This is a genomic window from Saccharopolyspora sp. NPDC045941, assembly GCF_056431445.1.
In genome coordinates this window covers 1-21,477 of record NZ_JBWKKU010000020.1, presented here as the reverse complement: position 1 = coordinate 21,477, position 21,477 = coordinate 1, and the positions used below count along the sequence as shown (strand labels likewise).

The window sequence follows — 21,477 nt, the reverse complement described above, 5'->3', positions numbered from 1 at the left end:
CATGATCGTCCCGGAACTCCAGCCCGCGGAGCGGGTGGAGCACATCAGCGGCGCCGAGCTGCACTACTGGGTCTACCGCGACCACCTCGCCGAGAGCGGTTCCACCTCGCTGGTCGCGCCGACCGAACCGGTTGACGCAGCCGAGACGGTGGTCATGGTGCACGGCCTGCGCGGTACCCACCACGGCCTGGAACTCGTCGCAGCGGGCCTGCCGGACCAGCGCGTCGTGATCCCGGACCTGCCCGGGTTCGGGGACTCCGGGCCGATGACCGGGCGACGGCACGACGTCGCCGGCTACGCGCACGTCATCACCGAACTCATCGAGCGGCTCGGCGGCCGAACCCGGCCGGTGGTGCTGCTCGGGCACTCCTTCGGCTCGATCGTGGCGTCGCACGTCGCCGCCGCCTCGCCGGAGCTCGTCCGGCGCCTGGTGCTGATCAACCCGATCTCGACGCCCGCGCTGCGCGGGCCCCGCGTGCTGCTCTCCGGGCTGACCTCCGCCTACTACACGCTGGGCAAGCGGTTGCCGCTCCGGGCCGGGCACTCGTTGCTGAGCAACAGGTGGGTCGTGCTCGCCGCGAGCCGGGCGATGACGCGGACGAAGGACAAGCAGCTGCGCGGGTTCATCGACGAGAACCACCTGCGGTACTTCAGCCGCTTCCACAGCCCGGCGCTGCTCAGCGAGACCTTCGAGGCTTCGGTGACGCACACCGTCGCGGACCACGTCGACGAGCTCGGGATGCCGGCCCTGCTGATCGCGGGGGAGTCCGACGAGATCGCGCCCCTGGCCGGCCAGCGCGCGCTGGCGGCCCGGTTCGCGGACGCCGAACTCGTGGTGATTCCGGACGTCGGCCACCTGGTGCACTACGAGACGCCGGAACCGGCGGCCGAAGCGATCCGACGATTCCTCGGAACGCCATGACCGGCCTCGGACAGCACGGGAGCGGTGCCTCCGGCCAGCGTTCGGGCGAGGCCGGGGCGGCGACGATGAACGTGTTCGTCGACGCGCGTTGGACGCGAACCGATCAGCACGACGGGATCAGCCGCTTCGGCGCGAGCTTGATCGAGGCATTGCACCACCTCCATCCGGTGACGATGTTGATCCATGACGAGCGGCAGCTGCGGCTGCTGCCGTCCGGGGTTCCGCACGTGAAGGTCAACAGCCCCTTCTCGCCGCGGGAGTTGTGGCTTTCCCGCACGCTCAACCGGCTCGGTGCGGACGTCGTGTTCAGCCCGATGCAGGTGATCGGCGGCTTCCGGCGCGACTACCGGCTCGTCCTCACGCTGCACGACCTGATCTACTACCGGCACCCGCAGCCGCCGGGTTTCCTGCCGCTGCCCGTGCGCATCGCGTGGCGGCTCTACCACAAGGCGTTCTGGCCGCAGCGGGTCATGCTCAACCGGGCGGACGCGGTGGTCACGGTCAGCGAGACGACCCGCAAGCTCATCGAGGACCACCGGCTCACCCGGCGCTCGGTGACGGTCGTCCACAATGCGCCGTCTCCGTCGTCGGGGGACGGTGCCGGCGACGAGGAGCCCGGCGTCGATTCCGCTGCGGAGCCGGGCGGGCCGCGGGAGCTTGTGTACATGGGCTCGTTCATGCCGTACAAGAACGTGGAAACGTTGATCGCGGGCATGGCTCTCCTTCCGGAACACCGGTTGCACCTGGTCAGCCGGATCGCAGCCGCGCGCGAGGCGGAATTGCGCGCGCAGCTGCCTCCGGACGCCGATGTCGTTTTCTGGCATGGCATCAGCGAAAGCGACTACCAGGCGCTGCTCCGCAGGGCGAGCGCCTTGGTGACCGCTTCGCGGGACGAGGGTTTCGGGTTGCCGATCATCGAGGCGATGAACGTGGGGACGCCGGTGGTCTGCAGCGACCTGGAGATCTTCCACGAGGTGACCGGGGGGCACGCGAGGTTCTTCGAACCGGGGTCGTCGAAGGGCTTCGCCGCCGCGGTGCGTGCCGTGGAGGATCCCCGGACGCGTGCGGATCTGATCGCCGCGGCTCGCGGTCAGGCGGCGAAGTTCACCTGGGCCAACTCCGCCGAGCGCCTGCTGGAGCTGATGCGGGACCTGGTCCGCTGAGTTCCTGCCGGGAATCGGCGCTGCGCGTGTTTCTGCGGCGGGTTCTCAGGCGTCGCCTCGGGGGGACGGCATCGGCGCTGCGCATCGGTGAATGCGCGAACGGGATGTCGTCGACGGCGTCTGAGATTCCGCCTGCGCCGCGAATTGCTGTCGAGGCAGGCTCGCCGGTCAGTGCGACCAGATCTTGATTGCTCGCGCGACGTATGCAGCCCGTGGATTCTGGGAACCCGTTGGGTACGTGCTGAATTCCGCTTCGGTGTCGCAGTCGGGATCCTGGTAGACCGTCACCGGGTGGCCGGTGTTGTTCGCGAAGGACCGCGCCTCCGCACCCTGCTGGAGCCGGACGCACTGCTCCAGCGAGGTTGCCTGGAGGCCGACCGCGTGCGACTGGCCGGTGAAGTTCTCCTCCGGCCATGTGCAGAAAGACCCTGCGGGGCAAGGGCTTTCGGGTGGCGCGGCGTAGGCCCCGCCCGCGCCGACCGCGATCGCGGTGAGGACGGACAGCACCGGGACGACTATTCTCCGGAGGCCGCTCAGCCAGACCCCTCGCCGGGCGGACGAGCGGATCGCGATTCGGCGCGACGCGGCGGAAGAAGCGCACTTGGACATGCTAAAACCCTTTCATGGGCGGATAATGAGTGGATCGCGGCCGAAATCGGCGCGCTGAAAACAAGATTCCCGAAGCCCGGATCGGAATGCCAGCGAATTTGCTGGATACACCCCGACCGGGTGGAATTCCGCGCCTGCGCGCAATGTCGCGGCGCCGCGGCGATCGGCCGGGCGGGCTGTCGGAGCGTCCCCGACTGCGGTATACAGGCACTCGGTTACCACTCGGTAGTGCGGAGGTCGGCAGTGACGTTGGACGCTGATGTCATCGTGGTGGGCGCCGGCCTGGCCGGCCTGGTCGCCGCCGCCGAGCTGGCCGACGCGGGCCGCCGGGTCGTGCTGGTCGACCAGGAACCCGAAGCCTCCCTGGGCGGCCAGGCGCACTGGTCGTTCGGCGGCCTGTTCCTGGTGGACTCCCCGGAACAGCGCAGGCTGGGCGTCCGCGACTCCCACGAGCTGGCCCTCCAGGACTGGCTCGGCTCCGCCGGGTTCGACCGGCCCGAGGACCACTGGCCCCGGCAGTGGGCGGAGGCCTACGTGGACTTCGCCGCCGGGGAGAAGCGCTCCTGGCTGGTCGAGCAGGGAGTGCGGTTCTTCCCGCTGGTGCAGTGGGCCGAGCGCGGCGGTCACCTGGCGACCGGGCACGGCAACTCCGTGCCGCGGTTCCACGTCATCTGGGGCACCGGCCCCGGGGTGCTCGCCCCGTTCATCCGCCGCGTGCGAGAGGCCGCCGAGCGCGGCCTGGTGACGTTCCGGTTCCGGCACCGCGTCAGCGAGCTGATCACCAGCGGCGGAGCGGTGACCGGCGTGCGCGGCGAAGTGCTCGTGCCGAGCGCGGTGGAGCGCGGGCAGCCGAGTTCTCGCGACGTGGCAGGCGATTTCGAGCTGCACGCGCAGGCCGTGGTCGTCGCGTCCGGCGGCATCGGCGGGAATTTCGACCTGGTGCGCCGGAACTGGCCCGAGCGCTACGGCGAGCCGCCGAAGGAGATGATCGCCGGCGTGCCCGACCACGTGGACGGGCGGATGCTGGAGGTGGTGTCCCGCACGGGCGGGCACATCATCAACCCGGACCGGATGTGGCACTACACCGAGGGGATCCGCAACTACGCGCCGATCTGGAGCAAGCACGGCATCCGGATCCTGCCCGGCCCGTCGTCGCTGTGGCTGGACGCGCAGGGCAGCCGGCTGCCCTCGCCGCTGTTCCCGGGCTTCGACACCCTCGGCACGCTGGAGCACATCGTGCGGACCGGCCACGACTACACCTGGTTCGTGCTCAACCGGCGCATCATCAGCCGCGAGTTCGCGCTGTCCGGCTCCGAGCAGAACCCGGACCTGACCGACCGCAGCATCCGCAAGCTGCTGCAGCGCGGCGGCGGTGCCACGCCGGGGCCGGTCGCCGAGTTCGTCCGCCGCGGCTCCGACTTCGTCGTCCGGCGCACCGTGCCGGAGCTGGCGCGCGGGATGAACGACCTGGTCGGCGAGCCGCTGATCGACGCGGCCGCGCTGGAACGCGAGATCGTCGCCCGGGACCGCCAGGTCGAGTCGGGGCTGGGCAAGGACGAGCAGGTCATCGCCATTCGCGCGGCCCGCCGCTACGTGGTCGACCGGATGATCCGGGTCGCCGAGCCGCACCGGCTGCTGGACCCGGCCGCCGGGCCGCTGATCGCGGTGCGGCTGTCCATCCTGACCCGCAAGACGCTGGGCGGGCTGGAGACCGACCTGTCCGGCCGGGTCCTGCAGGCCTCGGGCGAGCCGCTGCCCGGGCTCTACGCGGCCGGGGAGGTCGCGGGCTTCGGCGGCGGCGGTGTGCACGGGTACCGGGCCCTGGAGGGCACGTTCCTCGGCGGCTGCCTGTTCTCCGGCCGGCAGGCCGGGCGAGCGGCCGCCGCTGCCGTCGGCTAGCCCTGCTGACCTGCGGAGTTCGCCCGGCTCGCGGACAATCGGATCATGCGAGATCCGGCCGAGTCGGGCCCGTTGGTGCTGCGGATCGGGCGCGAGGAGCTGCTGATCCGGCGGCGGTACGAGGTCATCAGCATCGTCAACGACTTCCTGATCGCCGTCTGGTTCGCCGTCGGCAGCCTGCTGTTCTTCCACGAGTCCACGGCGACCGCGGGCACCTGGCTGTTCCTGCTGGGCAGCTGCGAGCTCGCGGTGCGGCCGGTGATCAGGCTCGCGCGGCACGTGCGCCTGCGTCGGTTGCGACCGGCCGGGCTGCGCGGATCTGATCAGGATTTCTGACCCGCCCATTCCCGGCGGCCGAATGCGACTCGATCACAGGAAGCAGCCGCTGACGAATCCGGTGACGCGGGTGCGGCGATTCGTGACGTCGAACCATTCCGAATTCGCGGATCCGTCCGGGCAGCGGACGGATTCCCCGCGGGTCGCCTGGCGAATGTTGACGTCGTCGCCGGGATTTCCCACGCCGCGTGCGGCGCTGCCGGTATCAGGTGCCGAGCGGATCAGCACCCCGGGCTCGCGGAAGTCGCCCGACCGGCCGTGGGAAGCCTTCTGGACCAGATCGACCAGGCCGTTCTTGACTTCGGCCGCGATGATGACGACCTGGGTGCCCAGGCCGGACATGGGCAGGACGGCGGCGGTGACCGCAGCGAGCAGTGCATTGCGAACCGTTCGCATGGAATACCCCCCGATTCGCCCGCCGGATCGCTTCCCATTGCCCCCTGCTATTGCCGAAGCGCCCCGATGGCGGGCAGTTCCATTTTATGGAGAATTGCGGCCGCCCGGCAGTATCCGATTGGGTAGAGCGCAATCGAGCACGGCGGCCGGACGGCCGGTGACCCATGGCGATCGGGCACCCGGCGGAGCCCACCTGTGGGTTAGCACCGGTCGGGTCACCGCTGCGGTGCGTGCAGACGAAGACGGCCCCGGGACACCGAGGTCCTGGGGCCGTTCGCCAGCGTTTCCAATTGGTCATGCGCAAGTCGGGGGTCCAGGAGTCCAGACGGCGTCTGGAGGTTCCGCCGCCCGCACCGCTCCGCAGAAAGAGCCTGGAAGTCCAGGGACGCTCAGCCGGCCCGGGAGCCGATGCCGGTCAGGGCGCGGACCTCCATCTCCGCCTGGCGGTCCTCGTCGACCGCTTCCTTGCCGACGAAGGTGCCGATGATGCCGCAGATGAACGAGACCGGGATGGACACGATGCCCGGGTTCTTCAGCGGGAAGAAGGCGAAGTCCACGCTCGGGATGATCGAGTCCGGCGAGCCGGACAGCACCGGCGAGAAGATCACCAGCAGCAGGCAGGAGCCGAGCCCGCTGTAGATGCCCCACAGCGTGCCGGTGGTGTTGAACCGCTTCCAGAACAGCGAGTACAGCAGCGTGGACAGGTTCGCCGAGGCGGCGAACGCGAACGCCAGGCCGACCAGGAACGCGATGTTCTGCCCGATGACGAGGATGCCGCCGAGGATCGAGGCCACGCCGATCACCAGCGCCGTCAACCGGGCCACCCGCACCACGGAGTCCGAGTCGATGTCGCCGCGGCGGATCACGTTGGCGTAGATGTCGTGCGCGAACGACGCCGATGCGGTCAGCGTCAACCCCGCCACCACCGCCAGGATCGTGGCGAAGGCGACCGCGGCGATGATGCCCAGCAGCACCGTGCCACCGATCCGGTAGGCGAGCAGCGGGGCGGCGGAGTTCTCCGCGCCCGGCGCGCCGAGGATCGCGTCCGTGCCCACCAGCGCGGACGCGCCGTAGCCGATGACCAGGGTGCAGATGTAGAACGTCGCCACCACCCAGGTCGACCAGACCACGGAGCGACGGGCCTCGCGGGCGTTGGGCACGGTGTAGAACCGCATCAGCACGTGCGGGAGGCCGCCGGTGCCGAGCACCAGGGCCATCGACAGCGACACGAAGTCCAGTTTGGTCAGTTCGGACTTCCCGTACTGGACGCCCGGGGCGAAGATGTCGCGGCCGTGCGGGTTGTTCTCGGCGGCGTGCTGCAGCAGGTTCGTGAAGCTGTAGCCGAACTTGCCGAGCAGGAAGATTGTGATCATCAATACCGACAGCAGCAGCATGGCGGCCTTGATGATCTGCACCCAGGTGGTGCCCTTCATGCCGCCGACCAGCACGTAGATCATCATGATCGCGCCGACCGCGGCGATCACCAGGGCCTGGCCGAACTTGCCGTGCACGTTGAGGAGCAGGGCGACCAGGCCGCCCGCGCCGGCGATCTGGGCGATCATGTAGATGATCGTGATGGCCAGCGTCGAGGACGCCGCCGCGGCCCGCACCGGGCGCTGGCGCATCCGGAAGCTGAGCACGTCGCCCATGGTGAAGCGGCCGGTGTTGCGGGTGCGCTCGGCGAGCAGCAGCAGGTTGATCAGCCAGGCGACCAGGAAGCCGATGGAGTACAGGAAGCCGTCGTAGCCGTAGACCGCGATCGCCCCGGCGATGCCCAGGAACGACGCGGCCGACAGGTAGTCACCGGAGAGCGCGATGCCGTTCTGCACACCGCTGAACGAGCTGCCCGCGACGAAGTAGTCGCTGGAGGTGCCCCGGTTGCTCACCCGGTACACGATGAACAGCGTGATCAGCACGAACGCCGCGAAGACGCTGGTGTTGATGATCGCGTTGTCGGCCGGGATCAGCTGCGGTTCGTTCACTGGTCGGACTCCCCAGCGTCCTGTCGGATCCGGTCGACCTCGGGGTCGATGCGGCGGCGGGCGAACCGGACGTAGAGCGTGGTCAGGCCCAGGGTGGTGACGAACTGGCCGACACCCATGACCAGGCCGACGTTGATCTCGCCGATGAGCGGCTGGGCCATGAATTCCCGGGCATAGGCGGCGATCGCCACGTACCCGAGGTACCAGATCAGGAAAAACGCCGTAGCCGGGAAAATGAACCATTTCAGTCGGCGGCGCAGGTCGCGGAATTCCGGGCTCTGCTGGATAGCGGCGAAATCAGGACGTTCGTTAGTCGCGCGAACGGAGCTCTTGTCGATTCCACCGAAGGCCACCCGCGGATTTCCGGGCTGATCGCGGGGGCCGCCGCGCAGCGCGGATTGCGTTGCGTTGCTCATGCATCCTTCCTGGAACTTCGCGGTTGGCCGCTCGGCTGAAGGCCTGGCGGTGGCGGGGAATTCTAACCACGTGTCGCGCGAGATCGACAGTGTGGTGATCCCCACGTGGTTTCGGCGGTTGCGGAGCGGCTCGCGGGCCTCGGCGAGGTCGGTCGACGACGCTTGGTTACTGTCCGGTATTGGCAGGTCAGAGGTTTGGCTTCGGCGCTTATGATCTTGTTGACCAGGTCTTTTGCGCTGCTCGCGACCAAAGTGGATTACTCCGCTCTAGGCTGAACGAGTGAAAAAGCCGCCGGGTGCGGAGTGGGGTTCGAACACTCGGTGTTACATCGCCTGATTGTCGTAGCGGAATGGGAAAAAGCCCCCGGTGCTATCCGCGGTTCTGGGCCTTATAGTGCTTGGGCACTGAAAGACAGTCGCGCGATCTGGAAGGTCACGGTTCGGTACCAGTGTTCGAAATGCGCCAACCGGGGACGCTCGTCGTTACTCTGAGTGAATCTGATCACGCATTGGTACGGTGCCGTGCCGTAAGCCGATTCCGGGCGTCGGGTGGTGCTCGACCGCGGCTGGATTTCACCCCCGACAGCCCAGACGACGATTGCGGGACCGCACGCATGCGCCGTTCTCCAACGCATTGTTCGCCCGAGAGGGTCCAGACCTTGGTTGACCTGCACGAGACCCAGAGCTCGCAGCCTGGAGAGCGCTCGTGACCGCGGGTGGATTCGAGCGGGTGCGCGACAACGTCGTGCAGTGGCGCAACTGGTCGCTGCCGACGAAGCTGGGCGCGGTCGTGCTGGTGCCGGTCATCTTCGCGATCACGCTCGGTATCGGGCAGATCCGGTGGCAGGTCGACCGGGCCGCCGAGTACGGCCGCGTCGCGGACGTGCTGAACGCGGTCGACCAGATCGAGCCGCTGCTCGTCGGGGTCCAGCACGAGCGCACCCGATCCGTCGAGTTCCTGGTCGGCGACGGCGAACTCGCCGCGGCCGAGGAGCCGGCCGCCGCGGTGGACCGGGCGGTCGCCGACCTTGGACAGATCCTGGCTTCGCCCGACGTCGACACCGGCGTCATCGCCGACCGCTACGGCGAGCTCCGGCCCCTGCTGGACGGGCTCGGGCAGCTCCGCCAGCAGATCCGCGAGCACCGGATCAGCCCGGCCAAGGCGATCGGCGACTACACCCGCGTGATCAACTCGGTGCTGGCCCTCGACCGCGCGCTGAGCAGCAGCGTCGCCGACCGGAGCCTGTCCAGCACGGCGACCGCACTGCAGGACATGCTGGGCCTGACCGAAGAAGTGCGGCTGCAGCAGGCCTGGGTGCTGACCGGGCTGACCGAGGCCGACATCGAATCGGTGGCGCTGGAGAACCTGAGCGGTTCGCGGGCCCGCCTGCTCAGCAAGATCGGCGATGCTCGTTCCACCGTCGCCGCGTACTGGCAGCAGCGGCTGGACCAGACGCTCACCGCCCCGGCGATCGTGGATCGCAACCGGATGCTCGATGCGATCGTGCGCGAGAGCACCGACAACATCTTCTCCGGCGGGTTCTCGGTGCAGCGCGACGCCTGGAACGCCGCCACCGAAGCTTCGGTCGCGCTGATCGACCAGGGTCACGACGACCTCGCGGCCGACGTGCGCGCCACCGCTTCGCAGCTGGAGGACGAGGCCAGCAACGCCGCCGGCTGGGACTCGGTGCTGCTGCTGTCCGCGCTGATCGCCGCCGCCGCGATCATCATCGTGATCGCCCGGCAGCTGCTCGGCTCGCTGCGCGACCTGCGCAGCAGCGCGCTGGACGCCGCGGAGTACGAACTGCCCGCGGCGGTGTCCAGCATCCGGCAGGGCCGGATCGCCGACGCCGTCGTCGAACCGTTCCCGGTGGACACCACCGACGAGGTCGGCCAGCTGGCCCGCGCCTTCGACGAGGTGAACCAGCAGGCGCTGCGGCTCGCGGTGGAGCAGGCGGACCTGCGGCGCGGCTACGGCGAGGTGTTCATCAGCATCTCGCGGCGCAGCCAGAGCCTGCTGGAACGGCAGCTGCGGCTGTTCGAGCAGCTGGAGCAGGACGAGGAAGACCCGGACCAGCTCGCGCGGTTGTTCCAGCTGGACCACCTGGCCACCCGGATGCGGCGCAACAACGAGAACCTGATGGTCCTCTCGGGCAGCGACCTGGCGCGCCGCTTCACCCAGCCCACCGACATGGCGGACGTGCTGCGCGCCGCCGTGTCCGAGATCGAGCAGTACCCGCGGGTCGTGGTGCAGCCGCCGCCGGCGGTCAAGCTGCGCGGGCACACCGCCAGCGACCTGGTGCGGCTGGTCGCCGAGCTGCTGGACAACGCGGCCAACTTCTCCGCCCCGGACACGACCGTCACGGTGTCGAGCTACCAGTCCGGCGACGGCACGGTGGTGCTCGACGTGCTGGACCAGGGCATCGGCATCGGGCACGAGGAGATCGCCCGGGCCAACGAGCAGCTGGCCCACGCGGACGAGGACGACCTCGGCACCTCGCGGCGGATGGGGTTGTACGTCGCCGGACGGCTGGCGGTTCGCCACGGCGTCGGCGTCGAGCTGCACGGCGGGCCGGACGTCGAGGGCGTTCGGGCGACCGTGATGATCCCGGCCGAGCACGTCGTCTCGGTCGAATCCGGGCCGGCCCTGCAGCCCACGGCGACACCGCCGGGGCAGCGCAACGGGCACTCGCACACCGAACTGCCGACGTCCGGTGTGCTGCCGCGTCGCGGTGCGCAGCCCGAACCGGCGCAGGACAGCTCGCCGTGGCAGGAACCGGCGTCGGCAAGCCTCTTCGAGCCCGGTCCCACCCGGGAGGAATCGCCGACGGAGCACCTCTTCGACGCGCCGATCGACATCCCGCAGCAGCCGCGCGCGGTGTCCTCGGACCTGGGCGTCGACTGGCCGGATGCCGAGCCGCCAGCGGAGCGGCCCGCGCCGGAGGCGCCGCTGTTCACCGAGGCATCGACCCAGTGGTTCCAGCCGGCCGGCGAGAACCCGTACGCGAAGGAGCGGGCCGCCGCCGACGATTTCGGCTGGCCCGACGCGGAGGGCGAACCGGCGGGCTTCCCGTCGAGCTCGGACTTCCCGCCGGACGACCGGCAGCCGGAGGAGCCGTCGCTCACCTCGTCCGGGCTGCCGCGCCGCGTGCCGCGCGGGCAGCAGCAGCCGGAACCGCCGACCGACAGGCCCTCCCGCAGCGCGGAGGACATCAGCCGGCGGCTGGCCCAGAACGGGGTCCAGTTCGGGCACCCCGCCGACGTGCCTGTGGAAACGCCCGCGGAGACCTCCGGGGCGGGTTCCTGGTTGTCGGAGCCCGCACAGCAGGACCCGTGGACGGAGCCGGCCGGATCGGACGGCCCGGCGGCCGCCGAATCATCGTGGATCCCGGACACCTCCGGGGCGGACGCCTGGAACTTCGCCGCCGACAAGGCGCGCGAGGCGGCGGAGGCCGCGGCGAACCCGCAGCCGGCGTCGTTCACCCAGGCGGGCCTGCCGCGCCGGACCCCGAAGGCGCACCTCGTGCCGGGCAGCGTGACGAACGCCGAGCGTCCGGTCGAGGCCGAACCCTTCCAGCGCGACGCGGATCAACTCCGCGGCCGACTGGCCGACTTCCAGAGCGGTATCAGTCGTGGTCGGCATCGAGCAACCGACGAGGGCTGACATGGATTCCGCAGCGCGAAGGCGTGATCACCGCGGCAACGAACAGGAGGTTGCATGACTGCTCAGGAGATGATTTCCCGCAGGTTCGGCTGGCTGATCACTGACTTCACCGAGCGCGTGGCCGGTGTGGCGCACGCGATCGTGGTGTCCGCCGACGGCCTGGTGCTGACCGCCTCGGCGAAGTTGCCCAGGGACCGGGCCGATCAGCTGGCCGCGGTCGCCTCTGGGCTGCTGAGCCTCACCCAGGGCTCGGCGAAGTGCTTCGAGGCCGGACGAGTGGTTCAGACGATTGTCGAGATGCAGCGCGGCACCTTGCTGCAGATGGGCATCAGCGACGGCTCGTGCCTGACCGTGCTCGCCGCCCCGCAGTGCGACATGGGACTGGTCGCCTACGAGATGACCATGCTCGTGGAGCGCGTCGGCCAGATGCTCACCCCGGAGATCCGGTCGCAGCTTCAGGGGGCGCCGAACGCGTTCACCGGCCAACTGGTGTGAGGATGCGATGAGTAGACGCTCTGAATATCCACGGCAGGGCCGAAGACGGGACAACTCGGGAGACGACAGCTTCGCCCACGTCGTCAACGGGTTCACCTTCGGCAGCGGGCGCAAGAAGCGCAAGCGCGACGAGCCGCAGGAACAGCCCGTCGAGTATTACCAGGACCAGTACGACGACGGGTACGAGGACCAGTACGGCGACTACGGCCATCACGACCGGCAGGAGCCGTACCCGGACGAACCCGTCGAGCCGGAGGCGCCGGCCGCGTCCAGCATCCGCTCCTACACCTGGACCGGCGGGCGCACCAGGTCGAACCACAAGCTGGAGCTGGAAACCCTGGTCTCCACGGGAGACGTGTACCAGCAGGGCGCGGCGGTCCGGCTGGAGCACCAGTCGATCGCCGAGCTGTGCCAGCACCCCAGGTCGGTGGCGGAGGTGGGGGCGCTGTTGTCCGTGCCGATCGGGGTCGCCCGCGTGCTCCTGGCCGACATGGCCGAACTGGGGTTGATCACCGTGCACCAGACGGTGAGCGAAAGCGGTAGCGCACCACACATGGTGTTGATGGAAAGGGTTTTGAGTGGACTCCGTCGGCTATAGCGCGCCCCAGCTCGGCTCCGCGCCGCCGCAGGCCGTCAACCAGGGCAGCACCACGTCGACGTCGGCGAAGATCGTCGTCGCGGGTGGTTTCGGGGTCGGCAAGACGACGTTCGTCGGGTCGGTGTCGGAGATCGTGCCGTTGACCACCGAGGCGGTGATGACGGAGGCCAGCCGCGGCGTCGACGACCTCGGCGCCACGCCGAACAAGACGACCACCACGGTGGCGATGGACTTCGGCCGGATCTCGCTGGCCTCCGACCTGATCCTGTACCTGTTCGGCACGCCCGGGCAGCAGCGGTTCTGGTTCATGTGGGACGACCTGGTGCGCGGCGCGATCGGCGCGGTCGTGCTGGTGGACACCCGGCGGCTGGCCGACTCGTTCTCGGCGATCGATTTCTTCGAGGACCGCGGGCTGCCCTACCTGGTCGGCGTCAACCTGTTCGACGGCCAGATGCTGCACTCGATCGAACAGGTCCGCGAGGCCATGGCGATCGGCCCGAACGTGCCGATCGGGCCGTGCGACGCCCGGGACCGGGAGTCGACCAAGCGGACCCTGATCGCGCTGGTCGAGCACGCCATGCGGCACTGGACCTCTCGGCAGCCCGGCTGATCCAGGCACGAGATCGGGGGTGTTCCGGGCAACCGCCCGGAACACCCCCGACTCGTTCTTCAGACCTTGCGGGCGACGCCGCCGAGGAGGTTGTACTCGGCGTCGGACGGCTCGGTGAGGCGCGGGCCGTCGGGCCACCAGTCGAAGAGGTACGACAGGCCCGGCTCGACCATTTCGAGCCCGCAGAACAGATCCTGGATCTCGTCCCGCTTGCGGTAGTAGCAGCTGCTCATCATCGAGTTGAACCGCAGCTGGGACTCCGTCGCGAGCGTGGCCCGCGAGCTGCCGTCGGCCGGGTTGTGCAGGTGCGAGATCGCGAGGTAGGAGCCCGGCGCCAGCGCGTCGACGTAGGCCGACATGATGCCCTGCGGATCCTCGTCGTTGGTGACGTGGTGCAGGGTGTTGCACTGGATCAGCGCCACCGGGCGGCTCAGGTCCAGGTACTTGGTCACCACCGGGTCGGACAGGATCTCCGCGGGATTGCGCAGGTCGCCGACCGCGAAGTGGGTGTAGTCGTTCTCCTCCAGCAGCGCGCGGCCGTGCGCCGCGACCGACGGGTCGTTGTCGAAGTAGACCACCCGGGCCTCGGCGTTGAGCCGCTGCGCCGCCTGGTGGGTGTTCTCCGCGGTGGGCAGCCCGGAGCCGAGGTCGAGGAACTGGTCGATGCCGGCGTGGCCGGACAGGAACCGGACCACGCGGATCAGCCACGCCCGGCACTGCCTGCCGACCTGCACCGCCTCGGGGGCTATCTTCTGGATCTGCTGCAGGACTTGCCGGTCCACCTCGAAGTTGTCCTTGCCACCGACGAAGGCGTCGTAGACCCGCGCGATGCTGGGCTTGGTGGTGTCGATCTGCGGCCTGTCAGCAGTTGCCATGGGGAAGGGTCCGCTCGGTCCGGGGTCGAAACGATCAAGAGCAGGGTATTCCGCCGAATGCGCCAGGTAAACACCTGTTACTGATCGACTTCGGTGATCCGGACGCCGTGGTCGGCATCCGGCTCAGCGAACTCCAGCAGCCGGCGGCCTTCCGCCTCGATGGCGTCGGCGTCCTCTTCGGACAGCTTCCGGTACGGCTCGACCAGGAGCGTCGCGGAGTTCTTCCGCCGGTCGATCCGCCAGGCGCCGTGCAGGAAGCCGTCGACCAGGATCGTGCCCGGCAGCACGGCGTTCTTGACGGCGAACAGGCGCTTGCGGTCGTCCTCCCGCATGACGCGGGTGCGGTCCTTGTGCGAGAGCAGCAGGTTGTCGAACGGCGGCAGGAAGCGCGGCGGGCTGGGCACGTCGGGATCGGGGCGGGGCGCGTCGGGGAGGTCGAGCAGCTCGCGGCCGTTCTCGTCGCGGAAGCTGCGCAGATCCAGCTTCGACGCGACCGCCTTCAGACCCGTGAGGCCGGACCAGGTCTGCATGTCCGCGACCGTGGCCGGGCCGAAGGCCGCGAGGTAGCGGCGCAGGACGTCTTCCGGCGCGGGCTCCGTGTCCAGCGGTCGCCCGAGCCAGGTTTCGGCCGTCGCATAGGTCGGCTGGCCGCTGCGACCCCAGATCGCGCGCGGCGGGACCTGCACCAGCGGCAGCAGGCTGCGGACCGCGTGCGCCAGCGACGCCGGCTTCCGGTCCGGCCACCGCTCGGCGAGCAGCGGGCCGAGCTGGGCGGCCGTCCGGGGCTGCTCGTCGAGCAGTTCCCGGGCAGCGGCGGCGAGCTCGGCGTGGTCCAGCTCCGCGATCTCGTCCCGGTGCTGGTTGTTCGTGCGCAGGCCGCGATCCATGATCGGCTGCACCAGCGGGCGCAGCAGCAGGCAGTCGGCGGCGGAGACCAGGTGGACGGTGCCGCGCATCAGCACGATGCGGACCACGCTGCGGTCCAGCAGCCGTTGTGCCAGGTCGTCGGGCCGGAACCCGGCGATTCGGGTCCACAGGCCGAAGTACGGCGGGAACGGCGCCTGCGCCTGCATCCCGACGAGGTGGTCGATCACCTCCACCGCGGACCGCTCGGAGCGGCGCAGCAGCAGTTGCCGCTCCAAGGTCGCGCGGTTCAGCTCGCGCAGGCTCAGCACCGTCATCGTTTTCCTCTCGCCGGGGGCCGACCTTATGTCGTGGGACCGACGGGTTCGCCTCGATGGGCGGCGCGAACAGGCCGTTCGTGCCGGTGCGAGGCGGGCGGGGACGCCGATGGCAGACTTGCGGCGATGAGCGGAGCGGTATTGGTCCTCGGGGGCCGCAGCGAAATCGGTGTGGCGGTGGCGGAGCGCCTCGTCAAGCGCGGGCACGGCACCGTGGTGCTGGCGGCGCGGCGGTCGGCGGACCTGGACGCCGAGGAGGCCGCGCTCCGCGAGGCCGGGGCCACCGACGTGGCGCGGGTGGAGTTCGACGCCTCGGACGTGGACAGCCACGCGGAGCTGCTCCGCGGCATCGTCGACCGGCACGGGCCGATCGCCGTCGCGGTGACCGCCTTCGGCTTGCTCGGCGACCAGGAGCGGGCTGAGCGGGACGCGGCGCACGCGATCGACATCGTGCACGTCGACTACGTCGCGCACATCAGCGTGCTGACGCACCTGGCGAACCTGCTGCGCGAGCAGGGCAGCGGCGAGATCGTCGTGTTCTCGTCGGTCGCCGGCGTGCGGGTGCGGCGCGCGAACTACGTCTACGGGTCGGCGAAGGCCGGGCTCGACGGGTTCGCCAACGGGCTGTCCGACGCGCTGGTCGGCAGCGGCGTGCGGTTGCTGATCGTGCGGCCGGGGTTCGTCATCGGCCGGATGACCCGGGGCATGAGCCCCGCGCCGTGGTCCAGCACGCCCGACCAGGTCGCGGATGCGACGGTCAACGCCCTGCGGCGGGGGCGGCGAGTGGTGTGGGTGCCGCCGATCCTGCGCTGGGTGTTCGCGGTGATGCGGCTGGTGCCGCAGGCGATCTGGCGCCGCATGCCCCGCTGATCCTCGGTCTCGTCCCACGCGGCTGCGCCTGCCGCACGGGTGCGGTTTCAGTGAGGTTTTTCCAACCTCGTTTCGCGTGGCGGTGACCTCGTCGGGTGGTGGGGTTCTGGTGCATGGCCGCAATTTCCATTGAAATTGAACCTTCGATTTCAATGGAAATTGCGTCAGTACCCGGCGTCGGTTCGGTATCCGCAGGTCGCAGGCCGTGCGTGTTTCTTGCTGCTTTGGCGGCACAACGTGCTTATGGGTGCTGACCTGCGGGGATGTCCGCGTTCACGTCAGGCCCTGGGCCGTTGCGTCGATCGCGAGGAGATCGCGGAGGGCCTTGGTGCCCGGATCGGTCAGGCGAACCGCTCGGCCCGTGCCGATCCGCTTGATCCAGCCGTTGTCCAGGAAGCTGCGCAGGAGGTGGGCTCCGGCCGCTCCGGCCAGGTGGGAGCGGCGCTCCGTCCAGTCCAGGCAGGCTCGGGCCAGCGGGCGCCGGGTGCCGGTGAGGTCCGCGGCGGGGATGCCGAGGGTGCCGGTCAGCCAGTCCACGCCCGCCTCGGTCATCGCGAACCCACCGGCCTGGTCGAGCAGGCCCGCGGCGGTCATGCCGTCGGCGATCGCGACCCCGATCCGGCCGGCCAGGTGGTCGTAGCAGGTTCGGCCCCTGGCCAGGGCCGCCGAGGCGCCGACCGCGCGCAGGCCGCGCGGCTGCTCCCGGCTCGGCCCCAGGTGGCCGATGAACGCCTCCAGCAGGTCCGCCGCCTGCGAGTTCGCGAGCTGGACGTACCGGTGCCGTCCCTGCCGGCGCTCGACCAGCAGCCCGCCCGCGACCAGCCGGTTCAGGTGCTCGCTGGCCGTCGACGCGGCGACCCCGGCGTGCGCGGCGAGCTCGGTCGCCGTCCAGGCCCGGCCGTCGAGCATCGCCAGGCAGAACGCGGCACGGGTCGTGTCGGCCAGCAGCCCGGCCAGTTGCGCGACATCGCGTGCCATCGTCATGCGGTCATCCTGCAACACCGACGGTTCGGCGGCTGCCGAACCGTCCCGGTCCTATGGTGCGGGCATGTTCCGAGAATTCCACGCGCTGCACCACGCTGACGCCCCGCTGCTGCTGCCGAACGCCTGGGACTTCGCCTCTGCTGCGGCGCTGGTCGAGGCCGGTTTCGAGGCGATCGGCACGACGAGCCTCGGCGTTGCCGCGGCCCAAGGCCTGCCGGACGGCGAGGGGCGCACGCGCACGCAGACGATCGAACTCGCCCGTCGCCTGGCGGACCTGCCGCGGCCGGTGACCGTCGACATCGAGTCGGGCTTCGGCGGTGGCCCCGGCGAGGTCGCGGAGCTGGCCGCGGAACTGGCCGCAACGGGCATCGCCGGGATCAACCTCGAAGACGAGCTCGGCGATCCCGCGCGTCATCAAGAACTGATCGGCGCGGTGAAGGAGCGGGTGCCGGATCTGTTCCTCAACGCCCGCACCGACACCTACTGGCTGGGCGACGAACCGTCGCTGGCCGACACGATCGACCGCGCGAAGCGCTACGTCGGCGCTGGTGCGGACGGCGTCTTCGTGCCGGGCATGGCGGCGGACGACGACATCCGCGCGCTGCGGGACGCGATCGACGTGCCGATCAACATCCTCTTCCAGCCGGGACAACGCATCGAGCACCTCGCGGAGCTCGGCGTCCAGCGCATCAGCACGGGCTCGCTGCTGTACCGCGCCGCGCTGCACGCAGCGGTCACCACGGCGCGCAGCGTCCGCGACGGTGCGCCCCTGGCGACTGGCGTCCCCGCTTATTCGGTTGTGCAGGACTACGCGATCGGTGGCCGTCGGCGGGGTTCCGGCGGCTTCCAGTGACCTCCGTCCGGGCCGGTCCAGCGCTCGACCCCGGCGCCGAGGTAGTTGCGGAACCAGCTCGCGGCCAGCTCCGCGACCTGGTCCAGCGCGCCGGGCTCCTCGAAGAGGTGACCGGCGTGCGGCACGATCTCGATCTTGATGTCCGTCAGCGGCAGCGACGTGAGCAGCTCGGCCGCCTGCCGGTTCAGGTTGAGCACCTCGCGGTCGTCGCCGCCGACGATCAGCAGCGTCGGCGCCTGCACCGATGCCAGCCCCTCGCCGCCGAGATCCGGGCGGCCGCCGCGCGACACCACGGCGGCGACGCGGTCCGGTCGCCGGGCGGCGGCCTTCAGCGCGGCGGCCGCGCCGGTGCTGGCGCCGAACAGCCCGATCGGCATGCGCCTGGTGGCCGACCACTCGTCGAGCTGGTCGATCGCGGGCACCAGCCGCTCGGCGAGCAGCTCGATGTCGAAGCGCAGTTCGTGGGTCCGCTGGTCGAACTTCGCCTCCTCCGGGGTGAGCAGGTCCAGCAGCAGGGTGCCGAATCCGGAGTACTGCAGCGACTCCGCTACCGCGCGGTTGCGGGGGCTGTGCCGGGAGCTCCCGGAACCGTGCGCGAAAAGAACCACCGCCCGGGCAGGCGGTGGCACCACGAGATCCCCTTCGAGGTCGCCCTTGGGGGTCTTGACGATCACCGGCTCGGTTGCGACTTGAACCATGTGAGCCTCCTCCAGTTCCGCAAGCTCCGACTACCCCGACCCGCGTGCGCCGACACGCGTACGCCGCTGATCGACCACTTCGGCTGGTGCACCGTGACGTCCGTGAGCGCTTCGGTGCGCTATGGCACCCCAAAGCGCTCGCGGGACTGCCCTGCCTAGCCCTCGGCGAGGGTGACCGCGCGGCAGGCCAGGTGCAGGGCCAGGCGCTCGTCGCGGTGGCTCAGGTCGACCGCGAGGAGGCGCTCGATCCGTTCGACGCGGGCCGCGACCGTGTTGCGGTGCACGCCGAGCACCGCCGCCGTCTCCGCGATCGACGACTCCGCGTCCAGGTAGGTCGCCAGGGTGCGGATCAGGTCGCCGGGTTGGCCGCGCAGCGGCGCGATGAGCGTGCGGGCCGCCGGTTCGAAGGTGTCCGTGCGGGTCCACTCCAGCAGCAGCTGGGCCATGCCGAGCTGGTCGACGTGCAGGAACCGGCCGGACTCCGGGCGGGTCCTGGCCATCCGCGCGGCGTCGGTGGCCTCGGCGATCGTCGTCGCCAGCCCGTCCGCCTGCGGGTGCGGGCGACCGACTCCCATGTGCGCGTCCAGCGTCCGCTGCAGCTCGTGGGTGGCGGCTCGCAGCTGGGCAGCCAGTGCTCGCACCCGGTCGGCCGTCGGCTCCTGGTCGAAGGTGACCCAGCCGGTCCAGCCGTCGCCGTGCTCGACCACCACCGCGTCGACGCCCTCGGCGTGCAGCACCCGCTCCACTTCCCGGCCGCGCGCGACGGTGTCCACTGTGGATTGGGTGCCGATCCGGATGCCGACGTGCCAGCCGCCGAGCCCCCAGCCCGCGTCCGCCGCGCGACGGCGCAGGTCGGCGGTCGGCTCGTCGTCCAGACGCAGCAGGTCGCTCAGCAGCGCGGCCCGGGACCGGGCGTCGCGTTCGAGTTCGAGCCGGTTGGCGAGCAGCCAGCGCTGCACCGCCGCGGCGGCGACCGACAGAGCAGGCGGCACGATGTCCGCCCGCGCCGCGTTGGCGTCGGGCAGCTCGGCGGTCAGCCAGAGCGTCGGTCGAGCTGCGTCGGGGAGCAGCACCGGGTGCGCGAGCAGCACGCTGCCGTCGAGCTCGATGCGCTGCGGAACCGGCTCGTGCACGCGGACTTCGTTGGTGTGGGGGAGTTTTCCGGCGAGCAGCGTGCCGCTGTCGTCGAGCAACGCGACCGGCGCGTCCAGCAGACCGTTCAACGTCGCGACGATCTCCTCGGGCGAGCGGATGCGCGAGCCGAGCGCCTCGTGGGTCGCCAGCACCAGGTCCGCGCGGTCGAGCGCGGGAGCCGCCAGCAGGAGCCGGGCGGAGATCAGCAGGTCCAGCGGCGATGCGGCGGCCGCCAGCAGCGGGATGCCGAGCCGGTCGGCGAGCAGCCGGGTGGTTTGCAGCAGCTCCCCGGCCGGCAGCAGCACACCCGCGCCACCGCCGTCGGCGACCCGGCGGAGCAGGGCGTCGATGCGCCAGTCGGTGGCCGGTATCGGCTGCACCAACACCACGAGCTCGCCGGGCTCGACGGGACGGTCGGGTGCCATCGGCCGCGCCAGCCGCACGATGCGCTCGACGTCGCCCGCCAGCACTCCCACCGACTCGCGCCACTCCGGCAGCGCGAGCAGCCGGCGCACTCTGATGCTCATCGCCGCACCTCCAGCAGGATCGGGTCGCAGTCGATGCCGAAGGCGCGCGGCTCCAGCACCGGCAGGCGCCGCGGATCGGTCCAGAACTCCGCGGCGGGCAGCTGCAGGACGGTGACCTCGACGCCTTGGCGGACGACGTCGCAGGGGATCGGCACACCGGTGCGGCGATCGAGCACCGCGAGAACGTCCGGTGTGGACGCCACCGGTTCGCCGTCGAGCATCGCGAACAGGTACTCGTTCTCCATCTCCAGCCGCAGCAGCGACCGGCTCCGGTGATCCAGGATCGTCGCGCTGCCGCGGGCGAACCCGGTCCGGCCGTGCTCGCCGGGGCCCGGCCGCCGCGACACCTCGACCACCCGGCCCAGCCCGACCACCCGCCCGCCGGTGGCCGCCGCCAGCTCCTCGGAGCCGGATCGTTCGCCCACCGAAAGTGCTTGCTCGCCAAGGGAAACCGCGGAACTCATGCTGCCGGGAATCGCGCAGGACGGCAGCTCGCGCGCGGAGATCGGGGCGAGCGCGAGAACAGCCCAGCCGCCGGAACCGGCGAGGAAGGCGCGCGCGGTGCGCTCCAGCTCGGCGGCGGTCGCCTCGGCGAGCACCAGCACCTGACCGCCGGGCTCGGCCAGCACCGCGGGCGTCAGCCCCTTGCCCGCGGCGGCCACCGAGAGCTGGTTCAGCCGGGGCACGCCGCGCCCCGACAGGTCGGCATCCACCACCGGCAGACCCAGCTGCCCGCCGACGACCAGCGGCAGGACCCCGTTGAGCCCGCCGACCTCGATCGAGACCAACGCGTCCGCGCGCCGGCCGGTCCACCGCTCGATCGCGGCGATGGCCGCGCCGAACTCCGCCCCGCTGGGCAGCTTCTCGGCGAACACGGCGGTCGCGCCGACCACTCCGACCGGCACCACCTGCGCATCGGCGCCGAGCTCGCCGACCGGGGTGAGCGCCACCCGGTGACCGGCGGCGAGCCGGTTGCGCAGCAGCGCGGCGCCGGTGACGGTGTCGCCGCCACCGCCGGAACCGAGCAGCGAAACGCCCCGCTCCAGCGCGGGCACGTCCGGCAGACCGATGCGCATGCCCCACAGCCTGCCCCACCAGCGGAGACCGAGCCCGGGTGGGCGCATCGCCGGGTCACCGGTGGTGGGGGGGGGGGGGGGGGGGGGGGGGGGGAGGAAAAAAGGGGGGGGGGGGGGGGGGGGGGGGGGGGGGGGGGGAAGGGGGGGGGTGGGGTCGGGGGGGTTTTTTTTCTTTTGTGTAGGATGCGA

The 21,477-nt window shown here is 70.7% G+C and carries 20 protein-coding genes; 10 read left to right on the top strand and 10 right to left on the bottom strand.

From position 1 onward, the window contains the following. Position 1: 1 nt before the first annotated feature. Both AC07FN_RS18075 and AC07FN_RS18070 read left to right on the top strand, forming a co-directional pair. Positions 2-922 (top strand): alpha/beta fold hydrolase, encoded by a 921-nt coding sequence (locus AC07FN_RS18075; protein WP_478396648.1) that lies wholly within the window; start codon positions 2-4, stop codon positions 920-922. Continuing rightward, positions 919-2,085: a glycosyltransferase family 4 protein gene (locus tag AC07FN_RS18070; RefSeq protein ID WP_478396647.1), complete on the top strand. Its 1,167-nt coding sequence runs from the start codon at positions 919-921 to the stop codon at positions 2,083-2,085. The genes AC07FN_RS18075 and AC07FN_RS18070 overlap by 4 nt, the downstream gene beginning before the upstream one ends. A 168-nt stretch (positions 2,086-2,253) precedes the next feature. Here AC07FN_RS18070 and AC07FN_RS18065 read toward each other — a convergent pair whose 3' ends face one another. After that, positions 2,254-2,592 (bottom strand): peptidase inhibitor family I36 protein, encoded by a 339-nt coding sequence (locus AC07FN_RS18065; protein ID WP_478396646.1) that lies wholly within the window; start codon positions 2,590-2,592, stop codon positions 2,254-2,256. Between the two features lie 345 nt (positions 2,593-2,937). On the opposite strand from AC07FN_RS18065, the gene AC07FN_RS18060 reads away from it, so the two are divergent. Together AC07FN_RS18060 and AC07FN_RS18055 are read left to right on the top strand one after the other, a co-directional pair. After that, positions 2,938-4,593, top strand: coding sequence for an FAD-binding dehydrogenase (locus AC07FN_RS18060; RefSeq protein ID WP_478396645.1), 1,656 nt, complete (start codon positions 2,938-2,940; stop codon positions 4,591-4,593). A gap of 45 nt (positions 4,594-4,638) precedes the next feature. Further along, complete coding sequence (locus AC07FN_RS18055; RefSeq protein WP_478396644.1) at positions 4,639-4,929, top strand: YrhK family protein; 291 nt, start codon at positions 4,639-4,641, stop codon at positions 4,927-4,929. A 33-nt stretch (positions 4,930-4,962) separates the two neighbouring features. On the opposite strand, the gene AC07FN_RS18050 is transcribed toward AC07FN_RS18055, so the two are convergent. From AC07FN_RS18050 to AC07FN_RS18040, 3 genes are all read right to left on the bottom strand, one after another. Beyond that, a complete protein-coding gene (locus AC07FN_RS18050; protein ID WP_478396643.1) occupies positions 4,963-5,325 on the bottom strand; it encodes a hypothetical protein in 363 nt (120 codons plus the stop codon). 389 nt (positions 5,326-5,714) lie between these two features. Further along, complete coding sequence (locus tag AC07FN_RS18045) at positions 5,715-7,307, bottom strand: solute symporter family protein (RefSeq protein WP_478396642.1); 1,593 nt, start codon at positions 7,305-7,307, stop codon at positions 5,715-5,717. Continuing rightward, complete coding sequence (locus AC07FN_RS18040) at positions 7,304-7,723, bottom strand: DUF485 domain-containing protein (RefSeq protein WP_478396641.1); 420 nt, start codon at positions 7,721-7,723, stop codon at positions 7,304-7,306. The genes AC07FN_RS18045 and AC07FN_RS18040 overlap by 4 nt, the downstream gene beginning before the upstream one ends. A gap of 706 nt (positions 7,724-8,429) precedes the next feature. Here AC07FN_RS18040 and AC07FN_RS18035 point away from each other — a divergent pair. The 4 genes from AC07FN_RS18035 to AC07FN_RS18020 are packed head-to-tail and all read left to right on the top strand — an operon-like array spanning position 8,430 to position 13,090. Beyond that, the gene (locus AC07FN_RS18035; protein WP_478396640.1) at positions 8,430-11,387 is read left to right on the top strand and encodes a nitrate- and nitrite sensing domain-containing protein; all 2,958 of its coding nucleotides are present in this window, start codon (positions 8,430-8,432) and stop codon (positions 11,385-11,387) included. Between the two features lie 54 nt (positions 11,388-11,441). Further along, complete coding sequence (locus tag AC07FN_RS18030; protein ID WP_358578166.1) at positions 11,442-11,882, top strand: roadblock/LC7 domain-containing protein; 441 nt, start codon at positions 11,442-11,444, stop codon at positions 11,880-11,882. A 7-nt stretch (positions 11,883-11,889) separates the two neighbouring features. Beyond that, a complete protein-coding gene (locus AC07FN_RS18025) occupies positions 11,890-12,480 on the top strand; it encodes a DUF742 domain-containing protein (RefSeq protein WP_478396639.1) in 591 nt (196 codons plus the stop codon). After that, complete coding sequence (locus AC07FN_RS18020; protein ID WP_478396638.1) at positions 12,461-13,090, top strand: GTP-binding protein; 630 nt, start codon at positions 12,461-12,463, stop codon at positions 13,088-13,090. The genes AC07FN_RS18025 and AC07FN_RS18020 overlap by 20 nt, the downstream gene beginning before the upstream one ends. Before the next feature lie 59 nt (positions 13,091-13,149). On the opposite strand, the gene AC07FN_RS18015 is transcribed toward AC07FN_RS18020, so the two are convergent. Further along, positions 13,150-13,965, bottom strand: a complete 816-nt coding sequence (locus AC07FN_RS18015; RefSeq protein ID WP_478396637.1) for an SAM-dependent methyltransferase — start codon at positions 13,963-13,965, stop codon at positions 13,150-13,152. Positions 13,966-14,042: 77 nt separating this feature from the next. Then, positions 14,043-15,146 (bottom strand): winged helix DNA-binding domain-containing protein, encoded by a 1,104-nt coding sequence (locus tag AC07FN_RS18010; RefSeq protein ID WP_478396636.1) that lies wholly within the window; start codon positions 15,144-15,146, stop codon positions 14,043-14,045. Positions 15,147-15,272: 126 nt separating this feature from the next. On the opposite strand from AC07FN_RS18010, the gene AC07FN_RS18005 reads away from it, so the two are divergent. Continuing rightward, entirely contained in the window at positions 15,273-16,016 is a 744-nt protein-coding gene (locus AC07FN_RS18005) for an SDR family NAD(P)-dependent oxidoreductase (RefSeq protein WP_358392903.1), read from the top strand. Positions 16,017-16,289: 273 nt separating this feature from the next. Here the strand turns inward: AC07FN_RS18005 and AC07FN_RS18000 are convergent, their stop codons facing one another. Further along, positions 16,290-17,000, bottom strand: coding sequence for an ArsR/SmtB family transcription factor (locus AC07FN_RS18000; RefSeq protein WP_358578151.1), 711 nt, complete (start codon positions 16,998-17,000; stop codon positions 16,290-16,292). Positions 17,001-17,064: 64 nt separating this feature from the next. Between AC07FN_RS18000 and AC07FN_RS17995 the strand changes: the two genes are divergently transcribed. After that, the gene (locus AC07FN_RS17995; RefSeq protein WP_478396635.1) at positions 17,065-17,853 is read left to right on the top strand and encodes an isocitrate lyase/PEP mutase family protein; all 789 of its coding nucleotides are present in this window, start codon (positions 17,065-17,067) and stop codon (positions 17,851-17,853) included. Here AC07FN_RS17995 and AC07FN_RS17990 read toward each other — a convergent pair. The 3 genes from AC07FN_RS17990 to AC07FN_RS17980 all read right to left on the bottom strand — a co-directional run bounded on the left by AC07FN_RS17990 (position 17,808) and on the right by AC07FN_RS17980 (position 21,288). Then, entirely contained in the window at positions 17,808-18,551 is a 744-nt protein-coding gene (locus AC07FN_RS17990; protein WP_478396634.1) for a dienelactone hydrolase family protein, read from the bottom strand. The genes AC07FN_RS17995 and AC07FN_RS17990 overlap by 46 nt on opposite strands. 155 nt (positions 18,552-18,706) lie before the next feature. Further along, on the bottom strand, positions 18,707-20,212 hold the full coding sequence (locus AC07FN_RS17985) for a PucR family transcriptional regulator (protein ID WP_478396633.1): 1,506 nt from the start codon (positions 20,210-20,212) through the stop codon (positions 18,707-18,709). Further along, entirely contained in the window at positions 20,209-21,288 is a 1,080-nt protein-coding gene (locus AC07FN_RS17980) for a DUF917 domain-containing protein (RefSeq protein ID WP_478396632.1), read from the bottom strand. The genes AC07FN_RS17985 and AC07FN_RS17980 overlap by 4 nt, the downstream gene beginning before the upstream one ends. Positions 21,289-21,477 lie beyond the last annotated feature (189 nt).

Coding starts and splice junctions, on each gene's coding strand:
- AC07FN_RS18075 (WP_478396648.1), top strand. CDS start 2: ATGATCGTCCCGGAACTCCAGCCCGCGGAGCGGGTGGAGCACATCAGC.
- AC07FN_RS18070 (WP_478396647.1), top strand. CDS start 919: ATGACCGGCCTCGGACAGCACGGGAGCGGTGCCTCCGGCCAGCGTTCG.
- AC07FN_RS18055 (WP_478396644.1), top strand. CDS start 4,639: ATGCGAGATCCGGCCGAGTCGGGCCCGTTGGTGCTGCGGATCGGGCGC.
- AC07FN_RS18050 (WP_478396643.1), bottom strand. CDS start 5,325: ATGCGAACGGTTCGCAATGCACTGCTCGCTGCGGTCACCGCCGCCGTC.
- AC07FN_RS18040 (WP_478396641.1), bottom strand. CDS start 7,723: ATGAGCAACGCAACGCAATCCGCGCTGCGCGGCGGCCCCCGCGATCAG.
- AC07FN_RS18030 (WP_358578166.1), top strand. CDS start 11,442: ATGACTGCTCAGGAGATGATTTCCCGCAGGTTCGGCTGGCTGATCACT.
- AC07FN_RS18025 (WP_478396639.1), top strand. CDS start 11,890: ATGAGTAGACGCTCTGAATATCCACGGCAGGGCCGAAGACGGGACAAC.
- AC07FN_RS18015 (WP_478396637.1), bottom strand. CDS start 13,965: ATGGCAACTGCTGACAGGCCGCAGATCGACACCACCAAGCCCAGCATC.
- AC07FN_RS18010 (WP_478396636.1), bottom strand. CDS start 15,146: ATGACGGTGCTGAGCCTGCGCGAGCTGAACCGCGCGACCTTGGAGCGG.
- AC07FN_RS18005 (WP_358392903.1), top strand. CDS start 15,273: ATGAGCGGAGCGGTATTGGTCCTCGGGGGCCGCAGCGAAATCGGTGTG.
- AC07FN_RS18000 (WP_358578151.1), bottom strand. CDS start 17,000: ATGACGATGGCACGCGATGTCGCGCAACTGGCCGGGCTGCTGGCCGAC.
- AC07FN_RS17995 (WP_478396635.1), top strand. CDS start 17,065: ATGTTCCGAGAATTCCACGCGCTGCACCACGCTGACGCCCCGCTGCTG.
- AC07FN_RS17990 (WP_478396634.1), bottom strand. CDS start 18,551: ATGGTTCAAGTCGCAACCGAGCCGGTGATCGTCAAGACCCCCAAGGGC.
- AC07FN_RS17985 (WP_478396633.1), bottom strand. CDS start 20,212: ATGAGCATCAGAGTGCGCCGGCTGCTCGCGCTGCCGGAGTGGCGCGAG.
- AC07FN_RS17980 (WP_478396632.1), bottom strand. CDS start 21,288: ATGCGCATCGGTCTGCCGGACGTGCCCGCGCTGGAGCGGGGCGTTTCG.